The sequence below is a fragment of the Oribacterium sp. oral taxon 102 genome, assembly GCF_013394775.1.
Classification (GTDB): domain Bacteria; phylum Bacillota; class Clostridia; order Lachnospirales; family Lachnospiraceae; genus Oribacterium.
The window spans coordinates 329,264-353,069 of record NZ_JABXYT010000001.1; the positions used below are offsets into that span (position 1 = coordinate 329,264).

The window sequence follows — 23,806 nt, forward strand, 5'->3', positions numbered from 1 at the left end:
ATGAAACAAAGCAATATGGACGAAGGGCAGATCGTCATCGAGATGCGCGAAATCGTGAAGAAGTTCGGCGATTTCGTCGCGAACGATCACATCAACCTGAAGCTGCACAAGGGGGAGGTGCTCGCGATCCTTGGGGAGAACGGTGCGGGAAAGTCCACACTGATGAATGTGCTCTACGGGATGTACCGTCCGACGGAGGGACAGATCCTCGTGAACGGGCAGCCGGTCAGCATCGACAATCCGGAGAAGGCGATCGAGCTCGGAATCGGGATGGTGCATCAGCACTTCATGCTCGTGCAGCCCTTCACTGTGACGGAGAATATCGTACTCGGTGCAGAGCCGATGAAGGGCCTGCGGGTTGATCTCGGGACGGCGCGGCAGAGGATCCTGGAGCTGTCGGATAAGTATAACCTGCGGGTTGATCCGGATGCGCGGGTCGAGGATATCAGCGTCGGGATGCAGCAGAGGGTAGAGATTCTGAAGGTGCTCTACCGCGGCGCGGATATCCTGATTCTGGACGAGCCGACGGCGTCGCTGACGCCGCAGGAGATCGATGAGCTGATGGAGATCATCCGCAATCTGACAGCGGCGGGCAAATCGATCCTTATCATTACCCATAAGCTTCGGGAAATCAAGACCTGCTCGGATCACTGCACGATCATCCGGAGAGGCAGGTATATCGACACCGTGCGGGTGGAGGACTGCTCTGAGGACGAGCTGGCAGCAATGATGGTAGGGCGGCAGGTCAATTCCCGTGTCGAGAAGAAGCAGCAGGAGGCGGGAGAGCTGGTGCTTGAGGTACGGGATCTCCGCGCACGAGACTACCGTGGCGTGGAGGTACTGAAGGGGCTGAATCTGGAGGTGCATGCGGGGGAGATTCTGGGACTTGCCGGCATTGACGGAAACGGGCAGTCCCAGCTCGTCGAGATTCTGACCGGACTCGGCAAAGCGACCGAGGGAAGCGTGAAAATGGGCGGAGAGGACGTGGTAAACCGAACGCCGCGCTATATCTTCGAGCGGGGGATCTCCAGCATTCCGGAGGATCGGCAGAAGCATGGACTGGTGCTGGACTTCTCGGTCTCTGAGAATCTGATCCTGCAGAACTTCGGACAGGAGCCGTATTCCCGGCACGGTATCCTGAACAAGCGGAAAATGCGGGAGCATGCGACGGAGCTGATCGAGAAGTTCGATATCCGCCCGACCGGCTGCGAGGAGCGCCTCGCGGGGCAGCTTTCCGGCGGAAATCAGCAGAAGGTCATCATTGCCCGGGAGGTCACGAATGACAAGGAGCTGCTGATCGCCTTCAACCCGACCAGAGGACTTGATGTCGGTGCAATCGAATTTGTACACAAGTATCTGGTGGAGCAGAGAAATAAGGGGAGGGCGATTCTGCTCGTTTCCTTCGAGCTCGACGAGATTATGGGGCTTTCCGATCGGATCGGCGTTATTTTCGGCGGGCAGATCGTCGGCGAGCTTTCCGGCAGGGAGGCGGACGAGTATCAGCTCGGTCTGATGATGGCAGGCGGAAAAAAGAATCGGCAGGAGGGTAGGACAGAATGAAACAGAAGATTTTGAACAGCTCGATGCTGTATACTTTGATCTCCATCGTGATCGGCTTCCTCATCGGCGCGCTGCTGCTCAGCGTGATTGGCGTCAGTCCGGCGGTGGCGTACGGAAAGCTGCTGAGCGGCGTGTTCAGCAAGCCGAAGTTCATGGTTTACAGCGTCGTCTATGCGGCCCCGCTGATTTTCACGGGGCTCTCCGTCGCCTTCTCCTTCCGGACAGGCGTCTTCAACATCGGCGCGGAGGGGCAGTACGTCATGGGGGCGATTACCGCTGCGGTAGTGGGACTGCTCTTTCCGATGCCGCCGGTTCTGCATGCGCTGGTCTGTCTCCTTGCGGCGGCTGCCGCAGGAGCGCTCTGGGGCGCAGTGGTCGGATTTCTGAAGGTGAAGAAGGGGATCAATGAGGTGCTCTCCTATATCATGTTCAACTGGCTTGCTTTCTATCTGTCGAACTATATCGTGAACCGGAAGGCGATCCACACCGAGCAGGGCGCAGAGGCGTCGAAGAATATCCTCGAGTCAGCCGTGATCCGTATGCCGGCAGCTGCTGTGAAGCTGACCGGCTGCACAGATCTCCACTGGGGCGTCGTGCTGGCGCTCCTCGCTGCGGTCGTGATGTGGTTCGTGATGACGAAGACCACCTTCGGCTATCAGCTCCGTGCGGTGGGCTTCTCCAGAACGGCGGCGGAGTATGCGGGCATCAGTTCCAACCGGGTTTTCATGCTGTCCATGTCGCTCTCCGGCGTGCTCGCGGCGCTCGGCGGGGCGGTACAGATCCTTGGGATGTCCAACCGTGTCGCGCAGTACGCGGCGCAGGAGGGCTATGGCTTTCAGGGAATCACGGTCGCGCTGATTGGCTCGACCAATCCGATCGGCTGTATTTTCTCGGGACTCTTTTACGGCGCGATGAAGTACGGCGGCAATAAGCTGACCGTCGTAAACGTACCGACCGAGGTCGTGAATATCATCATGGGGACGATCGTCATTTTCATCGCCATCGCGCCGGTATTCAAGATGCTGCTGCTTAGGGCTTTTGCGAAGAATGGAGGGAAAAAATGATGATATATCTCGGATTGCTGATCAATGCGATGCTGATCGCGACGCCGCCGCTCCTCCTCGCGGGACTCGGCTCCTGCTTCTCGGAGCGCTCGGGCGTCATCAATATCGGCATCGAGGGAATGATGACGCTGGGCGCCTTCGTGGGCGCGGCGGTCGCTTACTTTACGGGGAACGGCTGGATCGGCTTTCTCGCCGGCGGACTCGCCGGCGCGCTGCTCGGCGTGATCCACGCCGTGGTCTGCATCAGCCTCCATGCGGATCAGACTATAGCCGGAACCGCGATCAACTTCATCGGACCGGGCTTCGCGATTTTCCTCTGCAAGGCGATCTTCGCGAACTCCTCTGATACGCCGGCGCTGGATACCGCGTCGAAGCTTCCGAAGATGTTCGTCGGCAGGTTTCCGGCGGGCTCCTTTGGCTACAATGTCATTTCCACCTATCCGGTGGCGTATCTGAGCTTCGCGGTGGTGGCGCTGCTCTGGTTTGTATTCTTCAGGACTCGCTTCGGTATGCGGCTGCGTGCTGCGGGGGAGCATCCGGAGGCGTGTGAGACGCTGGGAATCAATGTGTATCGTGTGCGTTATGCCTGCGTCATCCTCTCCGGCTTTCTCTCCGGGCTGGGCGGCGCGTTCGTGACACTCGCGACGGTATCTCAGTTTCGTCCGGCGGTCATTGTCGGGCAGGGCTTTATCGCCATCGCGGCGGTGATCTTCGGAAAGTTTACGCCGCAGGGGACACTGGTGGGCTGTCTGATCTTCGGGCTATGCAACGGGCTGAAGGCGCTGCTCGGCGGCTCCAATGCCATCTCCCCGGATTTGCTTTCCATGATCCCCTATATCGTGACGCTGCTCACGCTGATCTTCTTCGTCGGCGCAGGGCATGTTCCGGCGGCGAACGGGAAGGTTTTTGTGAGATCCAAGTAAGCGGTGCGGCATAGTCAGGGCTTCCCGGCTCCGGCGGGAGGGAATAGCCTTGCAATTCCCGAGGTTTTCCGCTATAATGTGCGAGGCTGAGACAGCGAGAGAGGCAGCGGCTGCTGCCTCTCTCGTTCGTATGGAGCAGCTTCTCCGCGGGGTGAGGGAGCGCGTATTTTCAGGGAAAGGAAGATTGGGATGATTGCAGCAAGTAATGTTACCTACAGAGTGGGGAAGAAGGCGCTTTTCGAGGAAGTAAACATTAAGTTTACCGAGGGAAACTGCTATGGCGTGATCGGCGCGAACGGTGCAGGAAAGTCTACCTTCCTGAAGATTCTCTCCGGTGCGCTGGAGCCGAGCTCCGGTGAAATCGTGAAGACGCCGGGGCAGCGGCTTTCTGTGCTGGAGCAGGATCAGTTCAAGTATGACCGCTACAGCGTCATCGATACGGTAATCATGGGGAATCAACGGCTCTATGAGATCATGAAGGAGAAGGATGCGCTCTACGCGAAGCCGGATTTCTCGGATGAGGACGGGATCCGCGCGGCAGATCTCGAGGCGGAGTTCGCGCAGATGGACGGCTGGAACGCCGAGGCAGATGCAGAAACCATGCTGAACGGGCTGGGGATCGCGACAGAGCTGCATCATAAAGAGATGAGCGAGCTGAAGGGCGCGGAGAAGGTTAAGGTGCTTCTCGCGAAGGCGCTGTTCGGAAACCCGGATATCCTCCTCCTGGACGAGCCGACCAACCATCTGGATCTGAATTCGATCGAGTGGCTGGAGGACTTCCTGATTAACTTCGAAAATACCGTCATTGTCGTATCCCATGACCGCTACTTCCTGAACAAGGTATGTACAAATATCGCAGACATCGATTACGGCAAGATTTCCCTCTTTGCCGGAAACTATGACTTCTGGTTCGAATCCTCTCAGCTGATCGTCCGGCAGCAGAAGGAGGCGAATCGAAAGAAGGAGGAGAAGATCAAGGAGCTGCAGGAGTTTATCCAGCGTTTCTCTGCCAATGCCTCGAAGTCGAAGCAGGCAACCTCCCGTAAGCGGGCGCTGGAGAAGATTGAGCTGGAGGACATCAAGCCCTCCTCCCGGCAGTATCCGTACATCCAGTTCAAGCCCTTCCGGGAGATCGGAAACGATGTGCTGGAGGTCAGAAATCTCACGAAGAGCATCAACGGCGTGAAGGTGCTGGACAATATCAGCTTCATCCTGAACCGGGAGGACAAGGTCGCGCTTGTTGGACCGAACGAGCTCGCGAAGACGGTGCTGATGCAGATCCTCTCCGGAGAAATGGAGCCGGATTCCGGCGATTACAAGTGGGGTCAGACGACGAGCCAGTCCTACTTCCCGAAGGACAATACGAAGGAGTTCAGCTCAGAGGATACGATCGTAGAGTGGCTGACGCAGTACAGCCCGGACAAGGATACCCAGTATGTCCGCGGCTACCTCGGACGGATGCTCTTCAAGGGAGACGACGGCGTGAAGAAGGTCAATGTCCTCTCCGGCGGAGAGAAGGTGCGCTGCATGCTCTCGAAGCTGATGATCAGCGGAGCGAATGTCATCATTCTGGACGAGCCGACCGACCACCTCGATATGGAGGCGATCTCCGCACTGAATGACGGATTGCGGAACTTCCCGGGCGTCATTATCTTTGCTTCGCGCGATCATCAGGTTGTGGAGACGACGGCGAACCGGATCATGGAGATCATCGACGGGAAGCTGATCGACAAGCTGACGACTTATGACGAGTACCTCGCTTCGGACGAGGAGATCAAGAAGCGGTTTACCTTTACGGTATTCGATGAGGACGCGTCGGATAACTGACGCTTTCCCTTTCGGCATCGGCACGAAACGTGCCGGTGTCTTTTTGGATTCAAATTCCCCAAACCACCTGCGCTGCAAGAGGTGCCTGTACTGATCTATGTTTAACAATGGGTGAATGTGGTGCGGAAGGTGGGATCTTTATCAGCGTCCTTCACAGCATCCCCTGCTCCTTCAAATTGATGAACAGCTGCATTTCCCGGGTGACCCATTTGTCCTTGTGGTAGAAGAGCTGTCGGTACATCGTCATATCGAAGCCCTCGACCGTAAGCTCTACGAGCTCACCTCTCCGGAGCGGCTCCTCGACCGCGAAGTACGGCAGGAAAGAGAGCACCTTGTTTTCCCGGATCAGACGGATGATGACCTCGGTGTCCTCGGTTTCGAAGAAGGGGCGGATGCTCATATTCTGCGCGGCGAGCCGCTGCTCGAGGGCATAACGATAGTTGGAGTCCTTCTCTGTCAGGAAGAAGGGCTGCCGAACCAGCTCGGAAAGGGTGAGGGTACCATGTCTGGCGATCTCTGCCTCCGGAGAGGCGACGAAGACCACCGGCTCCCGCTCCTCGAGCAGCTTGACCCAGCTCTGCCCATAGATCTGCCGATCCAGAAAGTAAGCGAGATCGATCTGGTTATGCTCCATCATTTCTGTGAGCTCTCTCGGAGAGCCGGTGTGAAGCTCCAGAGAGATCTCCTTGTGATTTTCATAGAAAAATTTGATGATCGGAGGAAATTTAAAGCTGAGGAGAGATTCCAGCGTACCGATCCGGAGCTTCCGTTCCTGCTGCATCGGATTTCCGAGCGCGATGTGGACGTCGTCTACCTTTCGGAGGATCTCATTGGCATATTGCAGGAATTCCTGTCCCGGCGGTGTCAGCTCCACATGGCGTCCGACCCGGTCGAAGAGCCGGGTATTGAACTCCTGCTCGAGCTGCCGGATCTGTATCGTCACGGCGGCCTGTGTATAGCCGAGCGCCTCCGCCGCCTTCGAAAAGCTCTGCAGCTCGACGATCTTGATAAATGAATTCAACTGTCTGATTTCCATGTTTTTTCCTTTCCGCTGCCTTCCGAGCAGGCACAGGGCGTATCGATGATGAGATCCGCGAAGCTGCCGTGAATATAATCTGAAAGATCCTGCGGAGAGAGGAAAATCTGTTCTCCCCGCTGCCCTGCGCTGACTCCGATTTGCGGAAGAGACTCTGCCGAGCAGTGCAGATAGCTCGGAAAGCTCTTCTTCATTCCGATCGGGGAGCAGCCGCCGCGGATATAGCCGGTGAGCGGCAGGAGCTCCTTCAGGGGAAGCATTTCTACCTTTTTATTGCCGGATATTTTTGCGAGCTTTTTCAGATCAATCTCCGCATCCACCGGGATCACCGCGACGAGATAGCCGCTCCGATCACCGTGGAGGACGAGCGTCTTGAAGAGCAGCTCGTGGGGAACTCCCAGACGATCCGCGGCATGGCTGCCGCTGAGATCCGATTCATCCACAGGGTACGTCCGGTGCGTATATGGAATTTTCGCCTTGTCCAGAAGGCGCATCACATTGGTCTTGACTTCTTTTTGCTTTGCCATGACGTCTCCTTTAAGCTATACTGTCCAGGGGATATGCTTTTTTCATCCCTGTTGTCCTGTCAGATGCCGGAATATCCGCTCGTGTAAACACGGCGTCTATTCCGTCGCCTGACAGGGGACTGATACACTGATTATACTACTAAAATTTATGAATGGCACAAAAATGAAAAAAATATTTTATTCAATATTGAGCGTTTTGTTTTCTCTTCAGCTTCTCTTCATTCTCCTGATCAGCTCCTTCGAGGCGGTGTGCTATTGGATGCCGGGATATTACGAGCAGGAATTCCGAAAATATCAGGTGGCGGAGGAGATGGCGGCATGGACAGGGGAGAAGATTTCCTATGAGTCGCTGGACGAGGTTATCCGACAGACGATGCGCTACCTCAGAGGGGAGCGGGAGAATCTGATCGTTCCGGTCGAGATCAACGGCAGGGAGCAGGAATTCTACAATGAGAACGAGAAGGGACATATGGCGGATGTGCGCCTGCTCTTCCTGCGAAGCATCACGCTCCGCGCGCTTGCCTGTCTGAACTGTTTGGCGATTCTCGCATTTCTGATCATTCTGGAGCACCATAGAGCTCTCACGATCCTCGGGGGAGGCTTCCTCCGAACCGGTGCCGTGCTTCTCTTGCTTGCGTTGCTGCTGGGGGCGGCGACGGCGAACGACTTCACGAGGTACTTCACGATCTTTCACGAGATCCTTTTCCGACAGGGGAATTGGCTTTTCGATCCGAGACAGAGCCGCATGATCAATATGCTGCCGGAGGGATTTTTCTCGGATACGGCGCTTCGCATCCTGCTGGTTTTTCTGGCAAGCACGGCGCTTTTCGGTTTTGTCGGATTTATTGCATCGAGGAGGAAATGAGAAAAATGCTGGAGTGCAGTCAAACGAAGCGGCATAGAGCAGTACTGGTAGGAGCCGGCATTGCCGGAGAGGAGGGACTTGCAGTCGATATGGAGGAGCTGCGGGGGCTCTGTGAAGCGTGTGATATAGAGCCGGTCATGGAGCTCACGCAAAATCTTCCCAGGGAGGACAGCGCATACTATATCGGCTCCGGCAAGGTCGCAGAGCTCCGGCAGGCGCTGTTCCTCTGCGAGGGGGATCTCGTGGTGGTGAACAATACCCTGAGTCCCTCCCAGCTCGCGAATCTCGCCCATGATCTGGAGGTGGAGGTGATCGACCGAACGAATCTGATCCTGAATATCTTCGCAGAGCGGGCGCGTTCGAAGGAGGCGAGGATGCAGGTTGACTATGCGAAGCTGAAATATATGCTGCCGCGTCTCGTGGGGCTCAGACAGAATCTGTCCAGACAGGGCGGCACCGGCGGATCCATGTCGAACAGGGGCTCCGGGGAGACGCAGATCGAGCTGGATCGCCGACATATCGAGAAGCAGATGGCAGAGCTTCGGAGAGGGCTTCGCGAGATCGCCCGGAATCGGGAAACGCAGCGAAAGAAGCGCCGGCAGTCGGATCTTCCGTTGGTAGCGCTGGTGGGCTATACCAATGCCGGCAAGTCCACTCTGATGAACCGGCTGCTGCGCTGTTTCTCCGTGGAGGAGGAGAAGCAGGTGCTGGCAGAGAATATGCTTTTCGCGACGCTGGATACGACTGTGCGGCGGATCTCGCCGAAGGGGCAGCGGGACTTCCTGCTGTCGGATACCGTGGGCTTCATTAACAGGCTGCCGCATGATCTGGTGGATGCCTTTCGCTCCACGCTGGAGGAGGCGCTGTATTCGGATCTGCTCCTGCAGGTGATCGACTATTCCGATCCGAATTACCGGATGCACATGGAGGTTACGGAGCGGACGCTCCGGGAGCTGGGCGCAGGACACATCCCGCGGCTCTATGTGATGAACAAGTCGGATGTGAAATTCTCGGAAGCGGAGCTTCCGCTGCTGCGCGGCGACAGGATCTACGTTTCTTCGAAGCATGGAATCGGAATGGAGGAGCTGCTGCAGGAGATCGAAAGGAAGCTTTCGGAGGGCTGGTTCACGGTGGAGCTCCGAATCCCCTATGACAGAGGCAGCGCGGAGAATTTGCTGCGGGAGAAGGGGCGGGTTCGTAGCACGAAGTACGAGGAGGACGGCATCCATATCGTTGCGGAGCTGAATCAGGAGCTGCTGCAGCGCTGTAAGGAATTTCTGATTGGAATTGTGCAGGGGGCATGATACAATGACAACAGTTCAAGTGGCTTAGCTGAACGGTTCCCTACAAATAGTATGCCAAAGGGATATAGGAAAGCAGGACTTCAAGACAGGAGGAAAAGAAGATGAAGAAGGTGACCTTTTTTTATATCGACGGCTGTCCGTACTGCGCGCAGGCGCGCAAGGCGAGAGCGGAGCTGATCGCGGAGAACCCGGTGTACGCGGGAGTAGAATTTGACGAGATTGAAGAGCATGCCAATCCGGAGATCGCAGAGCAGTATGACTACTGGGCGACCCCATCCATGTTTATCGACAAGGAGAAGCTCTATGAGAGCCACTTCGGAGAGAAGTACGATGAGGCGAAGCAGCATGTCAGAGAGGTGCTGGACAGAGCGTTGGAGGCATAATTTTCCGTGATATACCGTCGCTCGTGCCCGAAGGGGAGCGAGCGATTTTCGTCCGCAGAAAGCGCCTTCCCCCTGCAAAGGAAAAGCTCTCCTCCGGCAGAAGCAATTGTCTTCTCCTGCTCCTTTCTCATCGCAAGCTGTCCGGCCCAATATTCCGTATCATACGTTTTGGGCAAGGTCTGCGGGATGCTGTCCCGGAGGGGGATTTTATAGATTGATTCTGCTGAACCCCCTTCGTCTCTGCAATGCAGCGGATGATGACGGGAGAGTCTCTTAATAGGGTATAGCATCTATGATTTCTCCGTTTTTATCCGTCGTAATTTCCCATATCTCATCGTCGTAGGGGCTGTTTCCGTCACAGCCTCCGGAGAGCATGCTCAGATTTTCCGCATTGCCGTCCTTACTTATAATATAGGGGACGGCAATGCTGCTTCTCGCTGCAAGCTCTCCGGATTCGGAAAGCTCTACCCGATTCAGCCAGAGGAGGAACTGCCCACTCGCGTAATCTCCCTCTTTGCAGGATCCGCCATATCTGTTTTTCGGGACCCATGCGTAAAAGGTCTCATTCCTGATGAGATCTCCCTCCTCAGGCTCATCCTTCAAAAGGACTTCGTCGGCTGCTTCCGGATCGGCCAGCGTAGCGTATTCTGCATCCTCTGCCGCAGAAGATCCGGCAGTTTCATATTCTGTGCGTTTTTTTTCAAACCGATCCCGGAGCACTTTTTTATTATCGGCAGCCTGCCCGGCGGAATAATCCGCCGGAGCGTGCTTCTCCTTATTCTCTGATTTTTGCGCGCAGCCGGATAAGCCTGAAAAGCTCATGACCACTGCGCCTGCTATCAATATGCTTTTCCATTTTAAGTATCTGTTCATCTCACTTCTCCTCTTACCGGAAATGACGCGCAGGCTGCTTGATGTCACAGAAGCTTTCCTCATGCAGCTTACTTATACAATACCATGATATGACAATGGAATCCACCCGTTTCGATAGAGGCTGTAGCTGCTTCGCGGCTTTCGCATTGCGGACAGGGAAGCTATCGCATTTTTGGATAGGTTTGTTTTTTAGCTTATCTCAGGCTCAGCAGTAAAGTGAAATGTTAAAAAGAAAAATCCCGCCGGAAGCTCGGCGGGATGAAATGAACAGATCAGTACTGAATTATACCATATCTTTTATAGATCCAGAATACAAAGTCCTATCCCTTGTCCGTACGGTATCGTTTTTTCCAAAGCAGGCTCACTGCAAGGAATACAGCGGACAGCAGCATGACGAAGAAATCTGCGGGGATATGTGAAGCATCCGAGGTATGCATCTTCCTGCTTGCACCCCTGACGTCAGGAGAAATCGACGGCCCCGCTGTCTCCTGCGGTCTGTCTGCACCGAGAAGCTCCTGCTTCAGTACAGACGGAGGAACAGGGCGATTTGCTCCCTTATGCGATCCGCCGCCACCGCCACCGCCTGAATGATGATCTGACGGGATATCGGACGGGGTCGGGATATCGGACGGGGTCGGGATATTCGACGGGGTCGGAATATTCGACGGGGTCGGCGGGTCAGACGGAACCGGGGGCTTCGGCGGATCCGGCTGCTTCGTATTGGTGATGGTGAAGCCATCCTCCATGCTTCCTGTTACAGCTCCGATATAGCCGGCTGCCGGCTCCTCCCGCACTGTATAACGAATCTCACTCCCGCTCGCGGTATACTTCCGCAGATTTCCGAAGCTTCCGCTCCAGCCGCCGGCGGCATTCAGTTCAATGCTGTCTCCGGTGGGCTCCTCATTCCGAAGGAGATACACTCTCACGAGATCCAATGCCGCGCCGACCCAGCTCTTTTTCACCTTGACAGAAACCTTGATCGGCTCATCGGTGATGGTTTGCAGCGCTCCGCCGTCCGAGGAAACCGTCAGGGTAAACTCCTCCTCATTCAGATGATATCCTGAGGGAGGGGTTTTCTCCTTTACCTTATAGTTTCCCTGCGGCAGCACATCCGAGGTTACGGTACCGTCTGCACCGGTGGTCAGCTCGAAGCTCGTCCCGTCCGGCCTGGTTACGGTAAATACAGCACCCTCGAGAGGAATACTGTGCTCCTCCGCATCGACCTTTGTCAGCTTGATCCTGCTGGCGAGACTTCCATCCGCGTTTCCGCCTGCATCTGCAGCTTTGAACTTTGCACTTTTTTTAACCTCTATATCATTATCCGCTGTCAGCACAGCATTATTCTGCTGCACCCGGCCGTTCTCCAGCGTCGTCCGATACATAAGTATATAGCTTTGCGTCCCGATATCCCCCAGCGTAAGCGTGAACGATTTTCCATCCGGAGAGAGCACAAGCTTATCGGAAATATCGACAACCTCTCCCCAGCTCGCTATAGAGGCATCCTCCCTGTACACGACCTTCTGCAGCTTGAACTGCTCCGTCGTTTGCACTTCCGGGAGGGAGGAGGGGGGGAGGTAGTGTCCGTTGTTTGTCTGCAGCGCATCTTTGATTACGACATTTTTAAGGTTCTTCCCCTCCTGGTTGATCCGCATGACCCATTTCACGACTCCGGGATTCCCCTTCAGATTCTCTCCCCATTTCGCCAGAATATCCTTTACCGGAGGATTCGGCTTGACGATAACAGAGGGCACCGTTGAAGGATCCGCCGGCACAATGCCGCCGTTCACCTTAAGCTCAATCTTGTGGGTTTCATTTACCTTGATTGCCTGCTGGTTAAAGTAGGCTTTCAGATGCATATTACCCTTAAGGTCATATTTATTATTCGCATCCTCAAGAAAAACCACATGGATATTCCCGCCGCCGGATGTCGCAGATAGATTATTCCGAGTCACACTTGCTCGTGCGATGGCATGCCCATCCTTATCCAGAAGGTCGAAATCTCCGATGGTTGCGCCATTGGTCAGATTCACCTCCCTGGGGATCTCCACATCGAAGAAATCCCCCGTATGAACCGTCTCCGGCACCTCCCAGTCTATGTTCAGGCTGAACCCGGCTCCGATCGTCAGCTCCGTTACAGGATCCTTATTCTCCCAGTCCCGAAGCTCAAATTTCGTGATCACGGCATTTACGCTCCTGGGCGCGCCCAGCGGCAGCCTCTTCGGCACCGTCAGCGCATAGGGAGAGAATGCGGATACATAAGCTGTCAGCGTGAGACTTTCCGCGTCCTCCTCTACCGGAATCGTCTCGACCTCCTCGGGTGCGTCGCCGAAATGATACAGCGTCAGCGCTCCCGCTTCCCTTGCTCTCGCAAGAAATGCGGAGCCGGCAGCAAGCGTAAATGTGAGCCTGACATCCTTTTCCGGCTGGACATTTTCTCCGTTTGCGTCAGTGAAGCTGATATCAAAGCCCAAAAGCTCTGCCTCGGAAAGTCCCGCCCTCTCGGAGAGCTGCTCTGAAAGCGTCTCCTTTTCTGTGCGGTTCAGCGCAGCAATCCGCGGGCTCGTCCCCTCCGGGAAGCTTCCCTCCGGTGCCATAAGGGAAAGCGTCACACCTTCCTCTGTCTTTTCTCCGGTGATCGGCTCTGTATTCTGCGGCACTGCATTGCCCTGTGTGGAAGCATCCGCCGCAGTTTGTAGCGGGGTTGCCTCCGGAAGTGCGGAGCCCTCTGCAATCAAAGCCGCTGCAGCTGTCTCCTGCTCCGTACTGTCCTGCTTCTTTTCGGAATTCTCCTCATTTTCACAGGTCGGCTGCTCCGATTCTGTACTTTTTGACTGTTCCGTCTGCTCTGTATATTGCACAAGAGTGGTTTGCGCCTGCCCGTCCCCGCTTTGTTTTTCAGCTGCTGTGCCCTGCTCCGCTGCAGCCGACTCCTTCGGCTGAGAGGCCTGCTCCCTCGCCGCAGCCTGCACCACCTCCGCTTTCTCATCCGCGATCGCGGCCGTCGTGCTCTGCAGCATAAGTCCTGCCGCAAGTGTAACCGTCATCAGCCAGGCAAAAAACCTGTTTCGCCTCTTCTGTCTCTTCAAGGAAACCTCCTTATACTCTGTCCGCAAGCCTCTACGGTACAGTCTAAAAATTGAAAATACAGGCTCTTTTCACCGAAGCCTGTGAAATGGAATCTCTTTGCTTTATTCTATATTTTATCTGTCAAAAAGTCCAGAAACAGTATGATATAATATAAATAAAATTGATACTTTTTATTTTTTCATAGCAATCGTTTCTGTTTCAGCGAATTGCGAAGGGCACCTCTGAATTGCTACGGAATCGGAGCATTATGCGATAACAGAAGAAGTTCTGCGGAAGGAGGCAGCAGAGCATATGAATCATCTGCGCTGCGTTGTGGAGCGCATCACGTATCAGAATGCAGAAAACGGCTACTCTGTCATCAAATGCCGGGCGAAAGGATATCAGGATCTGGTGACGGTGGTTGGCGCCATGCCGGATGTGCATGTGGGGAGCGTTCTGTATCTCGGCGGAAGCTGGCGGATCGACGCGAAGTACGGCAGACAGTTTTCCATGGAGACCTTCGAGGAAACGCTCCCGGCGACCGTCTACGGCATCGAAAAATATCTGGGCAGTGGTCTGGTGAGGGGTGTGGGACCGAAGTTCGCTGGCCGCATTGTGAAGCAGTTCGGTGCGGATACCCTCAAGGTCATCGAAGAGGCCCCGGACCGGCTTCTTGAAGTTACCGGTATCGGCAGGCTTCGGGTAGAGCGCATTAAGAAAAGCTGGCAGGAGCAGAAGGAAATCAAGAACATCATGCTGTTTTTGCAGAGCCATGACGTCTCCACATCTCATGCCGCCAAGATTTATAAAACCTACGGCAACAACAGTATCAAGGTGGTGCAGGAGAATCCTTACCGCCTGGCGGATGACATCTGGGGTGTCGGCTTCAAGACGGCGGATAGCATCGCGGAAAAGATGGGCTTTGACCATGAGAAATACGTCCGTCTCCGCAGCGGCATCCTGTACACTCTGAATAAGCTCTCGGATGACGGTCACTGCTATGCCACACGGGAAATGCTCTTGAAGACCGGTGCGGAGCTTCTGGCTGTGGAGGACAATGTGCTCTCCGTAACGCTGGAGGAGATGATTCGTGCAGAGGACGTCATTACGGAGCCGATTCCGCTTCCGAAAGATGCAGCGCCGGGTGCCGCACCGGAGAAGGCCATCTATCTTCCTCCCTTCTATTTCTCGGAGATCGGTACGGCAAAACGCCTGGGCGCGATCTATGGAAATGCGGAAGGCATTCATGTGAATCCTGCAGGCCTTGCCGAGCGCATCAGCCGCCGCACAGGCATGCAATACGATGAGATCCAGATGCAGGCGATCCTGACGGCAGTTCAGAGCAAGGTTCTGGTGCTGACGGGCGGACCGGGCACCGGAAAGACCACTACGACGCTTGGAATCATCACGGCCTTCCGGGAAGCCGGCGCGAAGATTCTGCTGGCTGCACCGACCGGCCGGGCAGCGAAGCGCTTGTCCGAGGTGACCGGAATGGAAGCAAAGACAATACATCGGCTGTTGGAGGTGAAGCCGTCGGAGGGGTATCAGAAAAATGAAGAGAACCCGTTGGAAGGCGATGTGCTGATCGTGGACGAGTGCTCTATGATCGATATCATACTGATGTACAATCTCCTGAAAGCGATTCCGGATACAATGACGGTGATTCTGGTCGGTGATACCGATCAGCTTCCCAGCGTCGGCGCGGGAAACGTGCTGCGGGACATCATCGACTCCGGAAGCTTCCCGGTTTCCCGTCTCACCCGGATCTTTCGGCAGGCGCAGACCAGCCGGATTATCATGAATGCCCACCGCATCAACAGCGGCAGGATGCCCGACATCAGCAACGGCGTGAAGAGCGATTTCTTTTTCATGGATATGGAAACCCGGGCGCAGAAGAAGGGACTGGATCCGGAGGACAGTGCCGTTTTGGCAGAAGAAGCGGCACAGACCATTTCCGAGCTTGTAGCTGCCAAGCTCTCCGGCTATTACCGAACCCCCTCCGCAGAGATTCAGGTTCTGACTCCCATGCAGCGCGGCGTGGTCGGTGCAGCAAATCTGAATCAGGCATTGCAGCAGGCACTGAACCCCGGCGATCAAGGCTTAAAGCGCGGCGGATATCTCTTTAAAGCCCGAGATAAGGTGATGCAGATTCGCAACAATTATGATAAAGAAGTCTTCAATGGGGATATCGGCGTCATCGAGTCCGTGGATCTGGAGAAACGGGAACTGACGGTTCGTTTTGATGATCGTTCCGTAACCTATGACGTGACAGAGCTGGATGAGCTTGTGCTTGCATATGCTGCCACGATCCATAAATCTCAGGGCTCGGAATATCCTATCGTCGTAATCCCGATTCTCATGAACCACTACGTCATGCTGCAGCGGAACCTCATTTATACCGGGATTACGAGAGCGAAGAAGGTGCTCGTGCTGCTCGGAACAAAGAAGGCGCTCGGCTATGCCGTGCGGAATGTGACCGTCAGCAAACGGAATACCATGCTGAAGGAGCGGCTGCAGAGGCTACCTTGAAAAATGGCACGGCATCCTGCTGCGGCCACAGTAAAATTGGCTGTGCCATAAATTTGGCACGGCCATTTGGGAATGCCTGATTTATTGGCAGAAGCGATCCTGTTAAAATAAAAATGAAAGGGAGGCTGCACGATACAACGGGGCGGCCCGGAGCCCTGGAAAAGGATTGTCCGGATCTTTGTCTTGATCTATGGAAGGGAGGAGCGGAATGGCAAAATTCTGTAGGTACTGCGGCGCACCATTGACGCCGAAAGCGAAGTTCTGTAGCAAATGCGGAAAACAAATTACCGAGGTACAGGCGGCAAAGTCAGGTGACGTTCAGACGGCTCCTGTCCGGAAAGAAAAAAACGGAAAGAAAACGATCAGCATGATTGCGCTGCTGCTTGTTTTGCTGGTCTCGGGAAGCGGTGCAGCATTGTATTTTGCCTTTTTCCGAGCGGAAGCGTTTAAGGGAAAAACGGAGCAGGTCTATGATGCAGAACAAGCGGGCACGATACTGGATTATGCGAGAAGGCTGGAGAAAGCAGGCAACTACCAGGCGGCGGAAGCGGTCTATTCTCTGCTTCCGAAGGGTATCGGTGCAGATCTGATAGAAAAAGAGAAGGAGAAGATCCCTCCTATGCAGGCGCAGGAGGAGCTGGAAAAGCTGGACAAAATATTTGGCTCCCGGACAGGAGGTGAGGGGAAATGAGAAAAACAGTTACCGTGTTCTGGAGTGTTCTGCTTGCCATGGCTTTGACGGTGCAGCCTGTCCATGCAGAAGCTCCCACGACCGATGGGGAGAGGGAGGAATCCGCGCTGCTGTTGTCTGACGATTCGGAGGTGCCGGCAGAGGGGGAGGAATCTCCGGTGCCGGATGATATATGGGACGGTGCGTATACGGAGTTTAAGGGACCGGATGGTCAGGTAACGACCGTATTTGACAACGGCAGTGTAGTGACAGAATACCGCGACGGCAGTGCAGAGGGTGTAGATTACAGGGGAAACCGGCATTTCAAGGACAGCGAAGGAAATCACACCGTGCGGACTACGAGCGGCGAGTCTGCGACAGAGTATAAGGATGGCAGGCGTTCCTATACGGATAAGAACGGGATCACAACCTGTATCAATACGGATGGGAGTGCTTCTGAAACCTACGAGAATTACGGCATCGTGATCGAATACGACGCCGAAGGGGAAAGAACCGGTATAGGCTTTGTCGGAAGCAATGAGAGAATCCCTGCGGACGAGGACGGAGATTTCGAGGAGGGCGCGATAAAGGGGCCGAACGGCGCGTCACTTACATACAGTGCGGAAGAGAGCCATATGGTCGCAGTCGCCCCGAGCGGGCGAATATTGGATTATACCATCTCCGGCTCTCCGAACAGCAAGGACGGGCAGCAGGAAACTTTAGAAATGAAGGATCCGGATGGAACACATAGCGTCTTTGAACGAAAAACGACCACTCGCCTCGGAGCTGACAGGATGCCTGCCGGAACAAGAGAGAGCGTTTACGGATACACGGCCACTCCGGATGGAGACAAATATGAGCAGGAATGGAGCATTGTCCGCGATAAAGAGGAGAACCCCACAGCAATTGAGAAGAATGTACAGCAGTGGAACAGTGCAGATGGATCGACCCTCTGGTTTGACGGAAACAGCCAGGCTATGGCGTTCAGAAATCCCACGACAGGCGAGACTATGGTTACGGATGGGAAAGGCCGGCTCGTAGAGCTGAAAACGGATACCGTTCGGTGGAACGCATCCTACAATGAGGACGGGGACATCATAGCCGCTGACTTCACGGATTCGGAGGAGGGACTGGAGATCGCTGTGAGACCGGATGGCGGCGGAAGCCTCACGACTATCACGGATTCGAAAGAGGGGATAGAGATTGTCAGCAGACCGGATGGCAGCGGAAGCTTCACGACGCCGGAGGGGGTCTACACTTCGGATGGAGAAGGCAATGCTTTCAAGGATGGAGTGCAGATCATGAAGGATGGCGAATTCCTCCCGGGCTATGAAACATACGGAAGAGTCCCCGAGAAGAAGGCAGCGGACAGCAGCACACCAGATGACGATGCGCAGGATTTCGGAGAAACAGATACGCAGGGAGGATTTTTGCCAAAGGAAGCATCCGAAGAGGCGGAAGGGCAGTCAAAGGCATCGCAGCCGGATGAAAAGGCAGGACAGACGGCGGCACCGCAGACGGATGAGGTCGGAGGCAGCTACAGCATGACGACGGTTGACTGCTATGGCACAACGGATACGTTTCCTGCGAGGGTGGTTCTCTATGCGGATGGAAGTATGGAACTGCGTTTTGCGCAGCATATGACGACCATCGGTGATGATTTCAGCATGTCGCTTGACATGGAACATACCGGTCCGGAAGAGTGCCTGAAGGGAACCTTTGATCAGGCGTCCAATACCTTCATCGGGATGGGAGATAAAAAAATAGAAATGCATACGGACGAGCAGACGGGCATATCCATACCTACGACGTCATTCTGGAACATGTTCCCGACCAAAATAAAATTTGACCCGTCCTTTGCTTCCGCCTCCGGCTCGCTGGCAGAGGGGGAGGTCGTAATGGGCGTACCGATCACAGTGCAGATCACCATGAAAAGAGAAGGAGGTTAATGATGATCCTGCTTTTATCCGGCACTTCGAGATACCGCTCATCACCTCGGAATTCATACAGATTTCTACAGCCGGTGACTGCAGCCTTGGCCTGTATTTCCAAACGATATGGCACCACGCCACCCATCGGTTTCACAACACCGTAAAAGTCAGAGAGAAAGCTTATGGCAGACATAATTATCAGCGCATAAAAGACGCTTTCTCTGCTGGAAAGAATTTCTCTCCGACAGGAGATTCCCCCTAATTTATATGAAAAAGCGGTAATGATTTTGTTGTCATTACCGCTGGAAATGGATGTTCCCTGCGGGAATCGAACCCACAACTAGTGCTTAGGAGGCGCTTGTTATATCCATTTAACTAAGGGAACAAATGCTGTATTTCCGGGCTTTTTCGGCCCTTTGGCTACGGTTGCCATATCTATGAATCAAATCACTTGGTGATGAAATTCCATTCCTTTTTACTCTGACGTTTTTGTTCTTTTCCGGAAGGAATCGAACTTTAAGGCTATCACTTCTTAACCTACGTCGGGTTCAGCCGTGGCTTAACCCTGGGAGACGGCCCCGCTATCCTGCTGTGTATGGAAACGCAGCGCTCTGCAACATCGTTAATACTAGCACAGGCGATGCGGGAAAGCAAGGTAAAGTGTGGAAAAATCATTGCGGGAGACAGGCGTATGAAATGTGGATTGTGCCGTCTCATTTATTGCAATTTCTATTTCTTCGTCATGAAAGCCACGGCACAGGGGATGCGCCCCGAAGCAAGCTGCATTTTCACATCTGGATATCCGGCATTCAGGAAGAATTGCCGGTAGCTGTCCTGGTCAAACTGCCGCTTGAATGCGGCACCTGCTTTTCCTGCGGCCCGGGAAAAGCGGCTGGCTCTACCCTTCTGATCCCGATTCAGGTAGGTGGGGAGGATCAGCATTCCGTCAGGCTTGCAAACTCGGTTCAGCTCGTGAAGTGCTTTCAGGGGTTCATCCAACAAATGGAGCACATTCCCTGCGACCACCTTGTCGAAGGTGTTGTCCGGGAAATCCAGCGACAGAATATTTGCCTGCTGAAACCTTATATTTTTGAAAGCGGCGCAATTTTTCCCGGCACGCTTCAGCATTCTCGGCGCAAAATCTGTCGCGATAAGTGACGCGCACTTTCCTGCAATCACAGTGCTTAGCAGCCCTGTTCCGCAGGCGCATTCCAGCACATGGTCTTCTGGCTCAATCAGATCGCTTATGATTTTTTTCAGTGCCCTATGCGTTTTCCTGTTGATGACATTGACGAATATGTCATATACGCCTGCCACGTTATTCCAAAACATTCTCTATGCTTCCTCGCTTTTCACTGCCTTCTCAAAAAAAGTAACAGTTCCGGTAAGCCATGAGCAATTCGCTGGAACAGAAACATCAAACTCCCTTATGCTCTCCGCAGCCGTGTTCTCCGCAGTGATGCGCTTCACTGTGATGGGAGCAGTTCGCTTCAGCATTCTCGGGGAGCGTGCCGGAGAGAAGCCGGCGTACCGCTTCGTCCGCATTCCCGCTGATTCCGGCATACAGCCGGATGCCCGCTTCCTGCATCGCCATCTGCGCACCGCCGCCGATGCCGCCGCAGATCAGAACATCCGCCGAGACCTGCCTAAGGAAACCGGCAAGCGCGCCGTGGCCTTGCCCCTCGGTGCTGACGATCTGCTCTTTCTGCACCGCGCCGTTCTCGATGTCATAGAGCTTGAACACCTCTGTATGACCGAAGTGCTGAAATATCGTTCCGTTTTCATATGTTACTGCTACTCTCATCTGATTCCTTCCTTTCGGGGATATCCCTGTTGCTGCGTCCGCATCGTCGAAGCGGTAATTGCCGCCGGAAAAACGGATTTCCTTTCCATTCACGAGCGCGTCTGCGAGCTTCCTTCTGGCAGCGTCATAAATGGCGGTAACTGTCGTCCGAGCGACCTGCATCTGCGCAGCTGCCTCCTCCTGCGTCTTCCCTGCCCAATCGACAAGACGGATCGTCTCATACTCATCCAGGCTCAGGATGACAACCTCGTTTGCGCCGTCATCCGGCGAGAAGCTCCAGAAGTCCGGATAGCCGCGGATCCGCCTGCATTTCTGTGGTCTTGGCATACGCTCCCTCCAATTTTACTTATGTCAAAAACATCATAACGCCGATTCTGACTTATGTCAATAATGTGAGAATAATTCAAGCATAAAGATCTATTTGGCAGATGCCTTTATTCGCCATTCGCTGAAATTCTATTGCAAAGTTTACAGCAATCGTTTCTGTTTCGGCAAATTACGAATGGCTTACCTGAACTGCTGCAGGATGTGAGAAAACAAAGCGGCACATAGGATGCGTGCTTGCTTTTTTCAAAAGATAGTACAAAAACGATTCAAAACAATAGAAAACAATAGAAATAAATTGACAACAAGAATCAAAACACCTACACTATAACTATAAATAAGAGGAGCAATCCTCTGATTTGGGACATAATACACAAAAATCATATTTGCAAGGAGGGTATCATGAAAAAGAAACAAGCGTTGGCATTGGCTGTTTCCGCGCTGCTGACGGTATCGGCGCTCGCGGGCTGCGGCTTCACCGGCAGTACGGCTTCGACAGGCAGTACACCGGCGGCCTCCGGCAGCGCTGAGACAGGGAGCGCCGCGGAAGAGGGGACGGAGAAAGCGAGCCCGGCTGCGGAGAAGATCCTGAGCGTCGCGGTAGACGCGGAGGTCAAGACGCTGGTGCCGTGGGCGGCTTCGGAGAATCAGGCGTTCCTCGTCGTGAATCAGGCGCAGGAGGGACTGTTCCGGATGGATGAGAATAATATTCCGCAGCCGGCGCTCTGCGAGAGCTATGAGCTTTCCGATGATAAGCTGAGCTATACCTTCCATCTGCGGGATGGAATCCAGTGGAGCAACGGAGAGGCTGTTACAGCATCGGACTTTGTCTTCGCGTGGCTGAAGCAGATGAGCTCGGATGCGACGAACGGCTACAGCTTCATTATGACGGACTATATCGTGAACGGGAACGAGTACAATGAAGGCAAGGCGAAAGCGGAGGAGGTCGGCGTCCGTGCGCTTGATGAGAAGACGCTGGAGGTGAAGCTGAAGAATCCGACGCCGTATTTCCTGAATCTGACCACCATGATTATGTTCTTCCCGGTTAATGAAGCATTTTTCGAGCAGCAGGGCGCGAAGTTTGACCTGAGTCCGGAGAATATGCTCTTCTGCGGCCCCTATCGGATCACGGAATACGACCCTGCGGTCGGCGTGAGCTATGTGAAAAACGAGAAGTATTGGGATGCCGGTAATGTAAAGGTGGAAAATGCGAGAGTCCGCGTCATGAAGGATGCTTCCGCAGCGCTGAATGCCTATCAGGCAGGCGAGCTTTCGCAGGTGAAGCTGACCTCCTCTGATGTTGCGGCAAATGAGAGCAGTCCGGAATTTTCCAAGACAGTGGATTTCCGTACCAGCTATCTGCAGTTCAATCTGACGGATCCGGTGCTCGGCAATACGAATATGCGGAAGGCAGTGTCTCTTGCGATCGACCGGCAGACGCTCGTGCGCAGCATTCTGGCAGACGGCTCCGCAGCAGGAACGGGACTGATCGCGGATGGTATGATGGGAGACGGCAAGAAGACCTTCCGGGAGCTGAACGGAGAGGTTTCTCCCTATAATCCGGAGGAAGCGAAGAAATATTATGAGAAGGCAGTAGAGGAGCTCGGCAAGGCGCCGGAGTCTCTGACCGTGCTGATCGGAGACGATTCTGTGCTGAAGACGGTCGCAACCTTTGTGCAGAGCGAGCTGGAGAAGAATCTCGGGCTGAGGGTCGAGATCGATACCAAGACCATGCAGGGCAGAGGCGAGCAGATGGATGCCAACAATTACCAGATGGGCATTACCGCATGGGGCGCAGATTATGACGATGCAATGACCTATCTGGATCTCTGGACCAACGGTACGCCGTACCGCGGAAATTATAAGGATGCGGAGTACAATGCAATCATTGCGGATGCGAAGGCGCAGACGGATGACGCGGTACGTCTTCAGGATATGCTGGATGCGGAAAAGAAGCTCTGCGCTGCGGACGCGGTGGTAGCGCCGATCTTCCATAGAGGCAGCGCGACGCTGACGAAGCCGGATGTGAAGGGGCTGATTACGCATCCGATCGGCGTACCCATGGAGTTCAAGTACGCGTATTTTGAGTGAGAAAAGAATGCGATAGCGAGGATCTGCGCCGCGGCACGTCATGCACCTGTACTGCGGCACAGACACAGAATGACGTCAGAGGAGTTCCATGCTGAAATACATATCAAAACGTGTGCTCTATATCTTCATTACGCTGTGGATCATCATCACCTGTACGTTTTTCCTGATGAAGAATCTTCCGGGAACGCCCTTTGACGCGGAGCGCTTCGCCATCATGTCTCCGGTGCAGCAGGAGCAGATCCTGAAGCTCTACGGTCTGAACGATCCCCTGCCGGTGCAGTATCTGAAATATCTCGGCAATATCCTGCATGGGGATCTCGGAACCTCCTTCACCTATGTGAATCAGAATGCGGGAGCAGTCATTGCGGGACGTCTCGGACCCTCCTTTCTGATCGGCGCGCAGGCGGTGCTTCTGGGGCTCGCGGTCGGTCTGGTGCTCGGGATCCTCGCGGCCTGGCGGCACAACAGCATGATCGACTATTTCACGATGCTTCTCGCGGTGCTGGGCGTTTCCGTCCCGAACTTCGTCGCGGCGGCGCTGCTGCAATATTTCATCGGGCTGAAATGGGGGATCCTTCCGGTCGGCTTCTGGACGGACTGGCGCTGCTCGGTGCTTCCGACCATCGCGCTCTCATTCAGCGCGGTTGCGCAGGTTGCCCGCTTCATGAGGACGGAAATGCTGGATGTACTGAATCAGGATTATATCATCACGGCGAGGGCGAAGGGGCTGAACCAGTGGGAGATTCTGATCCGGCACGCGATCCGGAACTCTATTCTTCCCGTGGTGACCATACTCGGGCCGATCGTCATTAACCTCCTGACCGGCTCTCTTGCGGTAGAGAATGTATACAGCATTCCGGGAATCGGCAGCCTCTTCGTGGACTGCATAAAGGGAAACGATTACCCGGTGATCATGGGGATCACGATTTTCTACGCCGCCTTTTATATGTTTGTCATCCTGATCGTCGATCTCCTGTATTCTGTGATCGATCCGCGGATACGGCTGTCCAGAGATATGGAGGAGTGAGA

At 54.5% G+C, this 23,806-nt stretch carries 19 protein-coding genes and 1 tRNA gene; 12 read left to right on the top strand and 8 right to left on the bottom strand.

The window, feature by feature from the left end; translation table 11 throughout:
- The 4 genes from HW273_RS01445 (at position 1) to HW273_RS01460 (ending at position 5,374) form a co-directional block, all read left to right on the top strand.
- A complete protein-coding gene (locus HW273_RS01445) occupies positions 1-1,560 on the top strand; it encodes an ABC transporter ATP-binding protein (protein WP_330603868.1) in 1,560 nt (519 codons plus the stop codon).
- On the top strand, positions 1,557-2,624 hold the full coding sequence (locus HW273_RS01450; RefSeq protein ID WP_179010045.1) for an ABC transporter permease: 1,068 nt from the start codon (positions 1,557-1,559) through the stop codon (positions 2,622-2,624). The genes HW273_RS01445 and HW273_RS01450 overlap by 4 nt, the downstream gene beginning before the upstream one ends.
- Positions 2,621-3,547 (top strand): ABC transporter permease, encoded by a 927-nt coding sequence (locus HW273_RS01455; RefSeq protein ID WP_179010047.1) that lies wholly within the window; start codon positions 2,621-2,623, stop codon positions 3,545-3,547. The genes HW273_RS01450 and HW273_RS01455 overlap by 4 nt, the downstream gene beginning before the upstream one ends.
- 189 nt (positions 3,548-3,736) lie before the next feature.
- Positions 3,737-5,374, top strand: a complete 1,638-nt coding sequence (locus HW273_RS01460) for an ABC-F family ATP-binding cassette domain-containing protein (RefSeq protein ID WP_179010049.1) — start codon at positions 3,737-3,739, stop codon at positions 5,372-5,374.
- Positions 5,375-5,525: 151 nt separating this feature from the next.
- Here the strand turns inward: HW273_RS01460 and HW273_RS01465 are convergent, their stop codons facing one another.
- Together HW273_RS01465 and ybaK are read right to left on the bottom strand one after the other, a co-directional pair.
- Positions 5,526-6,410 (bottom strand): LysR family transcriptional regulator, encoded by an 885-nt coding sequence (locus tag HW273_RS01465; protein ID WP_179010051.1) that lies wholly within the window; start codon positions 6,408-6,410, stop codon positions 5,526-5,528.
- A complete protein-coding gene (ybaK, locus tag HW273_RS01470; protein ID WP_179010053.1) occupies positions 6,392-6,937 on the bottom strand; it encodes a Cys-tRNA(Pro) deacylase in 546 nt (181 codons plus the stop codon). Before ybaK ends, HW273_RS01465 begins: the two co-directional genes overlap by 19 nt.
- Positions 6,938-7,100: 163 nt before the next feature.
- Here ybaK and HW273_RS01475 point away from each other — a divergent pair, with 163 nt between their 5' ends.
- From HW273_RS01475 to HW273_RS01485, 3 genes are all read left to right on the top strand, one after another.
- Positions 7,101-7,802 (top strand): TIGR01906 family membrane protein, encoded by a 702-nt coding sequence (locus HW273_RS01475; RefSeq protein WP_179010055.1) that lies wholly within the window; start codon positions 7,101-7,103, stop codon positions 7,800-7,802.
- Positions 7,799-9,106, top strand: a complete 1,308-nt coding sequence (hflX, locus tag HW273_RS01480) for a GTPase HflX (RefSeq protein WP_179010057.1) — start codon at positions 7,799-7,801, stop codon at positions 9,104-9,106. Before HW273_RS01475 ends, hflX begins: the two co-directional genes overlap by 4 nt.
- 101 nt (positions 9,107-9,207) lie before the next feature.
- Entirely contained in the window at positions 9,208-9,489 is a 282-nt protein-coding gene (locus HW273_RS01485) for a glutaredoxin family protein (RefSeq protein WP_179010059.1), read from the top strand.
- A 273-nt stretch (positions 9,490-9,762) separates the two neighbouring features.
- Here HW273_RS01485 and HW273_RS01490 read toward each other — a convergent pair whose 3' ends face one another.
- Together HW273_RS01490 and HW273_RS01495 are read right to left on the bottom strand one after the other, a co-directional pair.
- Entirely contained in the window at positions 9,763-10,362 is a 600-nt protein-coding gene (locus HW273_RS01490) for a hypothetical protein (RefSeq protein ID WP_179010061.1), read from the bottom strand.
- A gap of 320 nt (positions 10,363-10,682) precedes the next feature.
- Positions 10,683-13,448 (bottom strand): SpaA isopeptide-forming pilin-related protein, encoded by a 2,766-nt coding sequence (locus HW273_RS01495; protein ID WP_179010063.1) that lies wholly within the window; start codon positions 13,446-13,448, stop codon positions 10,683-10,685.
- 292 nt (positions 13,449-13,740) lie between these two features.
- On the opposite strand from HW273_RS01495, the gene recD2 reads away from it, so the two are divergent.
- The 3 genes from recD2 to HW273_RS01510 all read left to right on the top strand — a co-directional run bounded on the left by recD2 (position 13,741) and on the right by HW273_RS01510 (position 18,576).
- Positions 13,741-15,957 (top strand): SF1B family DNA helicase RecD2, encoded by a 2,217-nt coding sequence (gene recD2 / locus HW273_RS01500; protein ID WP_179010065.1) that lies wholly within the window; start codon positions 13,741-13,743, stop codon positions 15,955-15,957.
- A gap of 208 nt (positions 15,958-16,165) precedes the next feature.
- Positions 16,166-16,648 carry a zinc ribbon domain-containing protein gene (locus tag HW273_RS01505; RefSeq protein ID WP_179010067.1) on the top strand — a complete coding sequence of 161 codons (483 nt, stop codon included), beginning with the start codon at positions 16,166-16,168 and terminating at the stop codon, positions 16,646-16,648.
- Positions 16,645-18,576: a hypothetical protein gene (locus HW273_RS01510; protein ID WP_179010069.1), complete on the top strand. Its 1,932-nt coding sequence runs from the start codon at positions 16,645-16,647 to the stop codon at positions 18,574-18,576. Before HW273_RS01505 ends, HW273_RS01510 begins: the two co-directional genes overlap by 4 nt.
- On the opposite strand, the gene yaaA is transcribed toward HW273_RS01510, so the two are convergent.
- The 4 genes from yaaA to HW273_RS01530 form a co-directional block, all read right to left on the bottom strand.
- A complete protein-coding gene (gene yaaA / locus HW273_RS11750) occupies positions 18,551-18,751 on the bottom strand; it encodes a peroxide stress protein YaaA (protein WP_179012368.1) in 201 nt (66 codons plus the stop codon). The genes HW273_RS01510 and yaaA overlap by 26 nt on opposite strands.
- A gap of 120 nt (positions 18,752-18,871) precedes the next feature.
- Positions 18,872-18,943, bottom strand: a tRNA-Arg gene (locus HW273_RS01520).
- A 344-nt stretch (positions 18,944-19,287) separates the two neighbouring features.
- On the bottom strand, positions 19,288-19,890 hold the full coding sequence (locus HW273_RS01525) for a class I SAM-dependent methyltransferase (RefSeq protein ID WP_179010071.1): 603 nt from the start codon (positions 19,888-19,890) through the stop codon (positions 19,288-19,290).
- Between the two features lie 85 nt (positions 19,891-19,975).
- Positions 19,976-20,689: a DUF134 domain-containing protein gene (locus tag HW273_RS01530; protein ID WP_179010073.1), complete on the bottom strand. Its 714-nt coding sequence runs from the start codon at positions 20,687-20,689 to the stop codon at positions 19,976-19,978.
- Between the two features lie 399 nt (positions 20,690-21,088).
- Here HW273_RS01530 and HW273_RS01535 point away from each other — a divergent pair, with 399 nt between their 5' ends.
- Complete coding sequence (locus HW273_RS01535) at positions 21,089-22,777, top strand: peptide ABC transporter substrate-binding protein (RefSeq protein ID WP_179010075.1); 1,689 nt, start codon at positions 21,089-21,091, stop codon at positions 22,775-22,777.
- An 88-nt stretch (positions 22,778-22,865) separates the two neighbouring features.
- The gene (locus HW273_RS01540) at positions 22,866-23,804 is read left to right on the top strand and encodes an ABC transporter permease (RefSeq protein ID WP_179010077.1); all 939 of its coding nucleotides are present in this window, start codon (positions 22,866-22,868) and stop codon (positions 23,802-23,804) included.
- Positions 23,805-23,806: the final 2 nt, after the last annotated feature.